Origin of the sequence: Hypericibacter sp., assembly GCF_050729195.1 — a bacterium.
Classification (GTDB): domain Bacteria; phylum Pseudomonadota; class Alphaproteobacteria; order Dongiales; family Dongiaceae; genus Hypericibacter.
In genome coordinates this window covers 1-11,362 of the sequence record NZ_JBOHKS010000191.1, presented here as the reverse complement: position 1 = coordinate 11,362, position 11,362 = coordinate 1, and the positions used below count along the sequence as shown (strand labels likewise).

The 11,362-nt window shown below is 64.9% G+C and carries 8 protein-coding genes and 1 tRNA gene; 4 read left to right on the top strand and 5 right to left on the bottom strand.

From position 1 onward, the window contains the following. On the top strand, positions 1–1,046 hold a 1,046-nt coding region (locus tag ACREE8_RS14670; RefSeq protein WP_431573752.1), incomplete at its 5' end, for an ABC transporter substrate-binding protein. Between the two features lie 67 nt (positions 1,047–1,113). Here ACREE8_RS14670 and ACREE8_RS14665 read toward each other — a convergent pair. The 5 genes from ACREE8_RS14665 to ACREE8_RS14645 form a co-directional block, all read right to left on the bottom strand. Next, the gene (locus ACREE8_RS14665) at positions 1,114–1,974 is read right to left on the bottom strand and encodes an alpha/beta hydrolase (RefSeq protein WP_431573751.1); all 861 of its coding nucleotides are present in this window, start codon (positions 1,972–1,974) and stop codon (positions 1,114–1,116) included. Between the two features lie 56 nt (positions 1,975–2,030). Next, complete coding sequence (locus ACREE8_RS14660; RefSeq protein WP_431573750.1) at positions 2,031–3,644, bottom strand: ABC transporter substrate-binding protein; 1,614 nt, start codon at positions 3,642–3,644, stop codon at positions 2,031–2,033. Between the two features lie 266 nt (positions 3,645–3,910). Next, positions 3,911–4,594, bottom strand: coding sequence for an isochorismatase family protein (locus ACREE8_RS14655; protein WP_431573749.1), 684 nt, complete (start codon positions 4,592–4,594; stop codon positions 3,911–3,913). Continuing rightward, entirely contained in the window at positions 4,595–5,899 is a 1,305-nt protein-coding gene (locus ACREE8_RS14650) for a M24 family metallopeptidase (protein ID WP_431573748.1), read from the bottom strand. A gap of 102 nt (positions 5,900–6,001) precedes the next feature. Beyond that, on the bottom strand, positions 6,002–6,973 hold the full coding sequence (locus tag ACREE8_RS14645) for a GlxA family transcriptional regulator (protein WP_431573747.1): 972 nt from the start codon (positions 6,971–6,973) through the stop codon (positions 6,002–6,004). A 312-nt stretch (positions 6,974–7,285) separates the two neighbouring features. Here ACREE8_RS14645 and gyrA point away from each other — a divergent pair, with 312 nt between their 5' ends. The 3 genes from gyrA to ACREE8_RS14630 all read left to right on the top strand — a co-directional run bounded on the left by gyrA (position 7,286) and on the right by ACREE8_RS14630 (position 10,925). Then, positions 7,286–10,126, top strand: a complete 2,841-nt coding sequence (gyrA, locus tag ACREE8_RS14640; protein WP_431573746.1) for a DNA gyrase subunit A — start codon at positions 7,286–7,288, stop codon at positions 10,124–10,126. Between the two features lie 43 nt (positions 10,127–10,169). Beyond that, positions 10,170–10,742: a pantetheine-phosphate adenylyltransferase gene (gene coaD, locus ACREE8_RS14635; protein WP_431573745.1), complete on the top strand. Its 573-nt coding sequence runs from the start codon at positions 10,170–10,172 to the stop codon at positions 10,740–10,742. A 108-nt stretch (positions 10,743–10,850) separates the two neighbouring features. Next, positions 10,851–10,925: transfer RNA gene (locus tag ACREE8_RS14630), tRNA-Lys, on the top strand. Positions 10,926–11,362 lie beyond the last annotated feature (437 nt).

Below are 11,362 nucleotides of genomic sequence, written 5' to 3'. Positions count from 1 at the left end.
TGGGTCTCGGTGTGGCGGCGATGACCGTGATGCCGGCGGTGGCGAAGGCAGCTCCGCCCAAGCTGGTGGTCTATGAATGGGCCGGCTATGACGTGCCGGACCTGCACCAGTCCTACATCAAGAAATATGGCGGCAGCCCCGATTTCCCGCTCTTCGCGAGCGAAGAGGAAGCGCTGCAGAAGGTCGTCAGCGGCTATCAGGTCGATCTGGCCCATCCTTGCAGCTACAACGTGAAGCGTTGGCGCGAGGCGAAGGTGCTGCAGCCGATCGATACCAGCCGGCTCTCGAATTACCCTGACATCTGGCCGAAGTTCAAAGAGATCCCGCAAACGCAGGCGGACGGGAAAACCTGGTTCGTGCCGTTCGACTGCGGCAATTCCTCGATCCTCTATCGCACCGACCTGGTCGATCCGGAGGATGTGAAGGACCCGTCCTGGAGCCTGCTCTTCAACGAGAAGTACAAGGGCCGCCTGGCCATGTACAACACCGACACCACGCTGATCGAGATCGCAGCGCGCGTGCTCGGCATGAAGAACTTCAATTCGCTCTCCGACGAGGAGCTCGAGAAGGTGAAGCCGCTGCTGAAGAAGCAGCGCGAGGTCCTGCGCTTCTACTGGGACGACGTCACCCAGATCGAGCAGGCGCTGGCTTCGGGCGAGCTGGTCGCGGCCTATGCCTGGAACGGCTCGGTCAAGGTGCTCAAGGATCAGGGCCTGCCGGTCGCCTATATGGTGCCGAAGGAAGGCATCTTGACCTGGGTCTGCGGCCTGGTGCGCATGACCGGATCGACCGCCGACGAACAGGTCGCCTATGACTTCATCGATTCCATGATCTCGCCGGAATCGGGCGTGTTCCAGATCAGCACGGGCTACGGTCACTCGAACCGCAAGGCCTATGAGATGACCGACCCGAAGGTGCTGGAAGCGCTGGGCTTCGACAATCCCGAGGAGAAGTTCGCCAAGGCGGACGTCTCCGACGAAGCGGACGAGCCCTACCGGTCGAAATACATCGCGCTCGTCAACGACATCAAAGCGGGCGTCAACTGACCGATCCGACGTTCGGATGAAGCATCCCCTCTCCCTGACCGGGGAGGGGATTGTTTTGGGGGCTTTGCTAAAGCCCGTTGATCCAGTGGCTCACCCGGTTGATGGCCGCCGTCGCCGCGGCCGAGACCTCGACCCCATGCAGGAAACCATGGCCTTCGCCCTCGACGAGATCGAGGGTGAAGGTCCGGCCGCACCCCTCATAGGCTCTGGCCAAGGCCAAGCTGTCATCGAGGACCGGGTCGTGGGACCCGGCCAGGAGATAGACCGGGACGCTGGACGGGGTCGCCAGGGCGGCGCCCGCGTAGGGGCTGGGCTCGCCCGGGGCATTGGCCAGCCGCCAATAGCGCGCCAAGCATGCCGCATCCATGCCCCGCTCGCGGGAGCCCCATCGCCGCAGGGAAGGGCTATCGAGGCCGCCGAAGCCGCCATAGAAGCTGCCGACCCCCAGGACGTCCCTGCGCGTGCCGGCATCCAGGTGGCGCTCGACGGCCAGGGCGATGGCCGCGCCGGCGGAATCGCCGCACAGAACCGCCTGGCTATGGCCCCAGTCCTCGGCCGAAAGGGCGGCGGCCAAGGCGGCCAGCCCGTCCTCGATCGGCGCCGGCGCCACATGTTCCGGCGCCAGCCGGTAATCGACCGAGATGACCGTGAGCCCGGTCCGGTCGCACAAGGCGCGCGAGATCTCGGCATGGGTGGCGGGAGACCCGACGATCCAGCCGCCGCCATGGAAATAGAGGATCGCGCGATCGCGGCGGCGCGTTCGCGCAGGGCGCTGGATCAGCAGGCGCAGCGGCTGGCCGCCGGCCTCCATCGTCTGCCAATGGCCCGCGCCGCGATCCGTCACCCGGAAGGAGCCCGCATAGCGCTCCCGGAGATCGCGGACATCGCCATGGAGCCAGTCGAACTCGGCGGCAGGACGCGAGCACATCGCGGGCAGATCCAAGATCCGGTTTGGCTATTGCCGGCGACGGCTCGCCGCCCTTTCTAAGTGAACCACCAGCGCTCGGCCCCGCGGGCGCCGTCCAGCGGCCAGTTGGCCGTCAGGGCCGTGTCATGCGCGACATTGGCGCGGCGCGCATAGATCCAGTTGCGGAAGAACGGGATGATGACCGAGCCGTCGTCATGCAGGATCCGCTGCATCTCGGAATACATCGCGGCCCGCTTCTTGTTGTCGATCTCGGCCCGGGCCTGGACCAGCAGTTCGTCGAACCGGTCGTTCACGAAATGGGAGTCGTTCCATTGCGCGCCCGGCGCATAGCCGAGCGTGAAGATGATGTCGGGGGTCGGGCGCTGCCCCCAGCCCGCCAGGCAGAAGGGCTTCTTGAGCCAGACATCGCTCCAATAGCCGTCATTGGGCTCGCGCACCACGTCGATGTCGATGCCGGCCTTCTTGGCGGTGCCCGCATAGAGCACGGCGAGATCGAGGCCGCCGGTGATGACGGCATCGGCCGCCGAGAAGGACAGCTTGAGAGAATCCATGCCGGCCTTCTTCAGATGGAACTTCGCCTTGTCGGGATCGTAGACGGTCTGCTCGATGGTGCCGTCATAGAAGGGCATGATCGGGCTGATCGGATGATCGTTGCCGATCGAGCCATGGCCGTTGAGGACCTTCTTCACGGTCGCGTCGCGGTCCATCGCGTATTTCAGGGCGCGTCGCACATCGGCATTGTCGAAGGGAGCCATGTCCATGAACATCGGCAGTGACACATGGCTGCCGGTCGGGACCTCGTCGACCTTCACGTTCGGCACCTTCTCGAGCATCTGGACGGTCTTGAAGTCGCACTCGATCATCGCGTCGAGCTCGTTGGTGGTGAGCCCGGTCTGGCGCGCACTCACATCGGGAATGGCGAAATACCGGACCTCGTCGAAATGCGCCCGGTTCTCCTTCCAGTAGTTCGGGAAGCGCGTCAGCGACGCGCTCACGCCGGCATTGAACTTGTCGACGACATAGCCGCCGGTGCCCGATTTGCCGTCCCATCTCACCTTGCCTTCGCTGTCGGCCGGCATCATCACGAGGTGATAGTCCGTCAGCAGATAGGGGATGTCGGCATTGCCGCTCTTGAGCTCGATCACCAGGGTGTTGCTGCCGTCGGCCTTGATGCTGTCGACCCCCTCGAACAGCGACTTGGCCGCGGATTTCGACGCTTCGTCGCGATGGTAGTTCAGCGAGGCGGCGGCATCGTTCGCATCGAATGTCTTGCCGTCATGGAACTCGACGCCCTTGCGCAGCTTGAGCGTCCATGTCTTGGCATCGGGCGTGACGTCCCAGGATTCCGCCAGCTCGCCGGTGACCTGGTTGTCGGGCGCGATCTCGGTGAGGAAATTGCGCTGCGTGTGGGCCAGCGTGATCATGAAGCGGGAATTGGTGGTCGCCGGATCCATATTGTCGGTGGTGTTGCCGTCATCGAGACCGACCCGGAAGCGGCCGCCCTTTTTCGGTGTCGCGGCCTCGACCTGCCGGGACCAGAGGCTCAAAGCCAGGGGAGTCGTCGCGCCCAGCGCGATGGCACCTTCGATGAAACGCCGCCGGCTGATGCGGCCGGCGATGGCCTGCGATTGCAGAAGGCTCAGTCTGCGTTCGATGTCCCTGTCCGACATGATCGTTTCCTCCCAGGATTTTTCTTGCCGCACGCGACTTAGATGAATCGTGCTGCATCGATCCTAGGGAGGGCGGATTTCAGGAAATGAGCAGATATCGGCAAGAAATGTGCAGTTCTCCATAGCGCGCGATCGGGCGCTATGGAGCCATGAAAGAGCGGAGGGTGCTCCAGGATTTCCTTCGCGCGCACACCCTCGCGCGCGTCCGCAAGACTGCGACACGCTTCGCTGGCGTCGATTCAAGCCGACCGGTTCAGAGGATGGCGCTAAAGCCGGTCGTAATGGTCGGCCGCGTCGGCGTAGTGAAAGAGAATCGGAACCGGCCGCTCGGGCATCCAGGCCTCGGTCGTCTCGCCCGCCATCAAGGCCAGCGCGCCCAAGGTGTTCGTGACCGCGCCGCCATAGAGGCGGTTGGCAAGATTGAGAATGGCGGTCTGATGCATGGTCTGGGTGCCGCTGCCGCAGGCATCCTTGACCAGGATGACGCGCTTGCCCAGCGCGATCGCATCGCGAACCGTCGCGGCGACGCAGGCCTCGGTCCAGACGCCGGCGATGAAGAGCCATTCGATGGCCCGCTGGTCGAGCGCCGGCGCAAGATTGCCCTCGCCGAAGGCGCTGGCGTCGTTCTTATAGACCACCAGCTCGTCCCCGACGGGCGCCACCTCGCGGCAGATCGCGACCAGGGGATTGTCCTTGTCGCTGAAGGTGGGGCCGCCGCCTTCGGCGACCGGCTCGAAGGGCCGTGGCGGGCAGCGATCGAAGTCGCGCCGATAGGCGGCATGGAAGGCGGGAAGGGACCGCTGGCGCGCCGCCAGCAACAGGCGTTGCGCGTTTGCCAGCACCGCCTCGATGCCGTCCACCGCATAGAGCGGATCCTGCCGCTGCTCTTCCTGCAGGTCGATCAGCAGGAGTGCCGCATGCCGGAGATCGATCGCGAGGCTCTTCTTCATCTAGATTTCAGTGCCCAGCAGCTCGTCCTCGAACGGGAAACGCGAGATGATCTTGGGGCCATTCTCGGTCACCAGCACTTCTTCTTCGAGCTTCACGCCTTCGCGGCCACCCTTTTCGCCGATATAGCTTTCCACGCTGACGACCATGCCCGGCTCCAGCCGGCCCTCGCGGCCATAGGTGGCGAAATCCATCGCATGGGCGATGAAGGGCGTCTCGCCATGCATGCCCACGCCATGCATGACCGAGGTATAGCGCTGATCGACGAAGCGCTCCGGGATCTTCCAGGCCTTGTCCGCCAGCTCGCGGAAGGTCAGGCCCGGCTGGATGATGCCGATGTTATGCTGGATCTGGTCATAGGACATCCGGTAGAGCGCCCTCTGATAGCCGGTGGGTTTGCCGGGACCGCAGCGGAAGGTCCGCGAGAAGTCCGAATAATAGCCGAAGCAGCCGATCATGTCGGTGTCGAGCGCCACCAGCTCGCCGGGGCGGACGATGCGGCCGCTGGTCTCGTTGAACCAGGGATTGGTCCGCTGGCCGGAGGTGAGGAGGCGGGTTTCGATGAACTCGCCGCCGAGCCGGATCACCTCCTGATACATGACGGCGAAAAGCTCGTTCTCGCTGATGCCGGGCCGGATCGCCTGGCGCACCGCGGCGACCGCGGATTCGGCCCCCGTCATGCTGATCTGCAGGCATTTGATCTCTTCGGCCGTCTTGACCGCCCGCACCGCCAGGATCTCGCCCTGGCAGTCGCGCACCTCGAGACCATGCTTGATGAGCGCCAGCGCCTGGATATGGCTGCAGCGATCCATGCCGATCTTCTTCGAGCCGCCGCCATGCTCGCGCATCAGGTCGGCGATCTGGGCGGCGAAGGGACCCGCGGTCTCCTGATCCTTGCCCGAGACGGACGACCAGACCAGCTGGCTCGGCCGCGCTTCCGCGACCGTGTCGACGCAGGTGCTGACATGATAGCTCTGCGGATAGTCGAAGAGGATGACCGGCCCTTCCGCGGAAATGAAGAAGTAGCGCGTCGAATTGCGGAGGAAATAGCCGAACATGTTCCGCGTGCCGGTGGCGTAGCGCTGATTGTAGGGATCGAACAGCAGCATGCCGCCATATTGCGCCTTCGCCATCCAGGCGCGGAGCTTCGCCAGCCGCTCGGCGCGCAGCTTGGGGGCGTCGACCGACGAAGGTTCGGTGTCGGAGAACCACATGCCGTTGGACGCGTCCTCCGCCATGGGATGCCGCATCTTCGCGGCGAAATCGATGTCGCTCACATCGTCGGGGTCGAATTTGACAACACTCATGGCACTTCCTTGCCTGCCGGTGACCAGCGCATCGGATGCTGGGACAGGTGGGGTGGCGGCGATGTGCCGGACTCAGCAGGAAATGTGCCGGCCTCGGAGCGCCTATTTCCGCACCTTCCGGGGCGTCTCGTCATAGGTCTTGCGGAAGGCCCGCACGAAGGCCGGAAAGCTGGCATAGCCGCAGGCGAGCCCGATCTCGCGCACCGACATGGTGGAGTGCTCGAGCAGGTCGCGGGCGCGCTGCATGCGGATGCGGCGGTAATAGTCCGCGGGACCGGCGCCGAACTCCGCATTGAACGCCCGCTCGAGCTTGCCGATGGAGACACCGACATGATCGGCGACGGCCGTCATGGATTCGCCATGCTCCATCGAGCTCTCCATCTGGGCGACGGCATCGAGCACGAGATCGCTGCGGATGCCGGTTCGGATCCGCAGCTGCAGCTTCTCGCGGTCGGCATTGGCGCGGATGCGGTAATGGACGAACCACTCCGCCACCTGGCGCGACAGGTCCTCGCCATGGTGGCTGGCGATGATCTCGAGCATCATGTCGAGCGCGCCCACGCCGCCGGCCGAGGTGAAGCGGCTGCGGTCGATGACATAGAGCCGGCGCTGGAGCGAGAGATGGGGAAAGGCCTCGACGAAGGCCGGCTGGCTGCGCCAATGCAAGGTGCAGGCATAGCCGTCGAGCAGGCCCGCGCGGGCCAGATAGAAGGCGCCGTCGGCCACGCTGCCGATATGTCCGCCCTGGCGCAGATTGCGCCGGATCCAGGTCAGGGGCCGTTCCGCCGTCAAGCGATCGGCGTCGCCGCCTGAGCAGACCACCATGTAATCGGCCTGGGGCGCTTCCTCGACCGAGTGGTTCGGCGTGATAGCGATCCCGTTGGAGGCAATGACGGGAGCGGCGGCACCGGCGACGATCGACCAGTCATAGAGCTTCCGGCCGGCGAGCGTGTTGGCCGCTCGCATGGGTTCGATGACCGCGCTGAAGGCCATCATCGGGAAGTTCGGAAAGACCAGGATGGCGAAGCGCCGGACTCCGGACGGTTCCTCCGAGGCCTTCCCTGTCAGTCGCATAAGCCGATATTCCCTCTATCTCGATGACGGCCCTCTCGGCCATGGAGGGCGGCGAAGGCGTCCGCCGGAAGCGACTTGTGGCCCGTGACCGTATCGCTGGATGTTCGCCATTGGCAATTGGATGCCCCCCTGCGCCCAACAAACGCCCGCCCGCTGAAACGCCGAAATCGAAAGGGTGAAAGGCCTGTCATCCGGGCTTTTGAGGCCCTGCCGGTGGCGTTGTTAGCAGGTGCAAAATCTGCTACAAAATGGGGTCCAGACTCGGGCCCCAGACCCGCTCACTAACACATTGACTTTTCAGGCAAAAATCCGTTGACCCAAACGACCGGTACCGAGCCGCTCGACATCACGCCCGTGACGATCGAAGAGGAGATGAAACGCTCCTATCTCGAATACGCCATGAGCGTCATCGTGAGCCGCGCGCTGCCCGATGTTCGCGACGGCTTGAAGCCGGTTCATCGGCGAATTCTCTATGCGATGAAGGAGGGCGGTTACGACTATAACCGGCCCTTCCGCAAGTCCGCGCGCATCGTCGGCGAGGTCATGGGTAAATATCATCCCCATGGCGACGCGGCGATCTATGACGCGATGGTGCGCATGGCGCAGGACTTCTCCATGCGCCTCATGCTCATCGACTCCCAGGGCAATTTCGGCTCGATGGACGGCGACCCGCCGGCGGCCATGCGATACACCGAGGCGCGCCTGGCGCGCTCGGCCTCGGCGCTGCTCGACGATATCGACAAGGAAACGGTTCCGTTCCAGCCCAACTATGACGGCGCGGAACTGGAGCCCCAGGTCCTTCCGGCACGGTTTCCCAATCTTCTGATCAACGGCGCCGGCGGCATCGCCGTCGGCATGGCCACCAACATCCCGCCGCATAATCTGGGCGAGGTGGTCGATGGCTGCATCGCCTATATCGACAATCCGGCGATCGCGATCGAGGATCTGATCCAGCTCATTCCGGGCCCCGATTTCCCGACCGGTGGCGTCATCCTCGGCAAGTCCGGCATCCGCGAGGCGTTCCATCTCGGTCGCGGCTCGATCCCGATCCGCGCGCGCAGCCATATCGAGGAGATCCGCAAGGACCGCGAAGCGATCGTGGTCAGCGAGATCCCCTATCAGGTCAACAAATCGCGTCTGCTCGAGCGCATCGCCGAATGCGTGCGCGAGAAGATCATCGAGGGTATCTCCGATCTGCGCGACGAGAGTGATCGCGACGGCGTGCGCGTCGTGATCGAGCTGAAGCGCGACGCCATGGCCGAGGTGGTGCTGAACCAGCTCTATCGCCACACCCCGCTGCAGACCAGCTTCGGCGTCAATATGCTGGCCATCAATGGCGGCCGGCCCGAGCTGATGAATCTGAAGCAGATCATCGCCGCTTTCGTGACCTTCCGCGAGGAAGTCATCACCAAGCGGGCGGTGTTCGATCTGCGCAAGACCCGCGAGCGCGCCCATATCCTGGTTGGCCTCGCCATCGCGGTCGCCAATATCGACGCGGTCATCGACCTCATCCGCAAGGCGCCCGATCCGAACGCCGCGCGCGAAGGCCTGATGGCCCGCGCCTGGCCCGCCCATGACGTGGCGCCGCTGATCAGGCTCATCGACGAGCCGGGCCGGATCGTGGCCGAGGACGGGACCTATCGCCTCTCCGAAGAACAGGCCAAGGCCATCCTCGAGCTGCGGCTGCAGCGCCTGACCGGCCTCGAGCGCGACAAGATCGCCGAGGAGATCCGCGAGATCGCCACCAGCATCGTCGATCTGCTCGACATCCTGGAATCGCGCGCCCGGCGCCTGACGATCCTGCGCACCGAGCTGCTGGAGATCAAGGAGCAGTTCGCGACGCCGCGTCGGACGACGCTGGAGGAGCTCGAGTTCGAGCAGGATGTCGAGGACCTGATCCAGCGCGAGGACATGGTCGTGACCGTCACCCATGGCGGTTACATCAAGCGGGTGCCGCTCTCGGCCTTCCGCGCGCAGCGGCGCGGCGGCAAGGGACGCGCCGCCATGGCCACGCGCGACGAGGATTTCGTCACCCAGCTCTTCGTCGCCGACACCCACACGCCGATGCTGCTCTTCTCGACCCGCGGCATGGTCTACAAGACCAAGGTCTACAAGCTGCCGCTGGGCACGCCCCAGGCGCGCGGACGGGCGCTGGTCAATCTGCTGCCGCTGGAAGAGGGCGAGACCATCTCGACGGTCATGCCGCTGCCCGAGGACGAGACGCGCTGGAGCGACATGTTCGTGATGTTCGCCACCTCCAGCGGCAATATCCGGCGCAACCGGCTGTCCGATTTCACCAGCGTCATGGCCAACGGCAAGATCGCCATGAAGCTCGAGGAGAAGGGCGAGCAGCTGATCGGCGTCCAGACCTGTGCGGAGACGGACGACGTGCTGCTGGCGGCCCGCGGCGGCCGCTCGATCCGTTTCGCCGTCGCCGATGTGCGCGTCTTCTCCAGCCGCACCTCGACCGGCGTGCGCGGCATCTCGCTGGGCGAGGGCGACCGCGTCGTCTCCATGTCCATCCTCGGCCATGTCGAGGCCGATACCGCCGAGCGCGACGCCTATCTGCGCTGGTCCAATGCGCGCCGCCGCCAGCTGGGCGAGGAGCCCGACACGGGCGTGCCGGAGCCGGCGCTGCCCGAGGAAGCCGAAGCGGCGCCGGGTGCGACCGAGACCATCGAATTGTCGCCGGAGCGCCTGCAGGAGATGGAAGCGGTGGAGGAGTTCATCCTCACCCTCACCGAGAAGGGCTATGGCAAGCGCAGCTCGGCTTACGAGTATCGGATCACCGGCCGCGGCGGTAAGGGCATCGTCAATATCGGCACCAACGATCGCAACGGGCCGGTGGCGGCCACCTTCCCGGTGGGCCATGGGGACCAGATCATGCTGGTGACCGACCGGGGCCAGCTGATCCGCTGCCCGGTCGCCGACATCCGCATCGCCGGGCGCAACACCCAGGGCGTGATCGTGTTCAAGGTGGTCGAGGGCGAGCGCGTCGTCTCGGTCACGCGGCTGGGCGAGCTGGGCGAGACGCCGGAAGGCGGCGCCGAGGTTGCCGGCGCCAATGGCGCCGATGACGTGGCGCCGGGGGCAGGGAATGACGGGACGGGGGATGCCGAGGCCGGGGAAACCGGTCCGGCGGTCGAGGAATAACGGCCGGCTGAAGAACAGCCGGCCGGACAGGGGAGAGCGGGCGATGCCCAAGAGCAGGGTTGCAGTCTATCCGGGCACGTTCGACCCGATCACCAATGGCCATCTCGACATCATCCGGCGCGCGGCGCGGCTGACCGACCGGCTCGTGATCGGCGTCTCGGTCAATGCCGGCAAGGGTCCTTTGCTGTCGCTGGCCGACCGGGTGCGGCTGGTCCAGGCCGAGCTCCGGGCGGCCGACAGCGGCGTGCCGCCCCATGTCGAGGTGGTGCCTTTCGATTGCCTGCTGATGGAGTTCGCCGAGCAGGTGGGCGCGGGCTCGATCATCCGCGGCCTCCGGGCCGTGTCGGACTTCGAATATGAGTTCCAGATGGCCGGGATGAACGCCCGCCTCAACCCCGACATCGAGACCGTGTTCCTCATGGCCTCGGACCGTCACCAGTTCATCTCCTCGCGCTTCGTCAAGGAGATCGGCCGCTTCGGCGGCGATATCCGCCATTTCGTGAGCCCGCGCGTGGCCGACTATCTCGAGAAGGAGCTGGGCTTCGGCAACGGCAAGAAGAAAAAGGGCAAGGTCGGCAAGGCCGCGGTCCCGAAAAAGGCCCGAAAATCCAAGTAATCCCGCGCCTCGGCGCGGGGCACGGGCGGTCCCAAGGGCGGCGAACGGCACCCTTGCAATCCGCGCGCGCCTTGCGCTACATGGCGCCGCCGCAATGGCACTCACGGTGAGCCCGTAGCTCAGGGGTCGAGCATCTGACTTTTAATCAGAGGGCCATGGGTTCAAATCCCATCGGGCTCACCAACTTTCCCCTGAGATTTCATACCGTTCCCTAGGTCTCAAAATGTTCGCCCTTATTTTGAAGGGCGCGCAAATAACGGAATTTGCCCCCGCTGGCGGGCGCGATCCCTTCCGGCCCTTATCGCGTCCAGGAGATGGAACGGCTGGCACAGGTTATCCCCTGCCGGCTCACCCATTATCCCCGCCTTCCACCACAATCCGGACAATTTTGCCTTCCGACTCGTTGGCCGACTCGGGGGAGAGAGGTTCATTGTCCTAGGACATTGGCGACCAGCTCTGGCGACGGCGGCCTCCATCATCGCGTAGATCGGACTTCTGCGATGATGAGACCGCAGGCTTGAGCCAGGCATAAGCAGGAATCAATGAGCGACCCGAACCCGTTCCCCAATCCACTACCGGTCTTCGATGCAGCAGCCTCGAAGATCGTCACGCGAAGCGTC

Excerpts from the sequence above, each read along its gene's own strand:
- ACREE8_RS14665 (WP_431573751.1), bottom strand. The coding sequence starts at position 1,974 with ATGTGCTCGCGTCCTGCCGCCGAGTTCGACTGGCTCCATGGCGATGTC.
- ACREE8_RS14660 (WP_431573750.1), bottom strand. The coding sequence starts at position 3,644 with ATGTCGGACAGGGACATCGAACGCAGACTGAGCCTTCTGCAATCGCAG.
- ACREE8_RS14655 (WP_431573749.1), bottom strand. The coding sequence starts at position 4,594 with ATGAAGAAGAGCCTCGCGATCGATCTCCGGCATGCGGCACTCCTGCTG.
- ACREE8_RS14650 (WP_431573748.1), bottom strand. The coding sequence starts at position 5,899 with ATGAGTGTTGTCAAATTCGACCCCGACGATGTGAGCGACATCGATTTC.
- ACREE8_RS14645 (WP_431573747.1), bottom strand. The coding sequence starts at position 6,973 with ATGCGACTGACAGGGAAGGCCTCGGAGGAACCGTCCGGAGTCCGGCGC.
- coaD (WP_431573745.1), top strand. The coding sequence starts at position 10,170 with ATGCCCAAGAGCAGGGTTGCAGTCTATCCGGGCACGTTCGACCCGATC.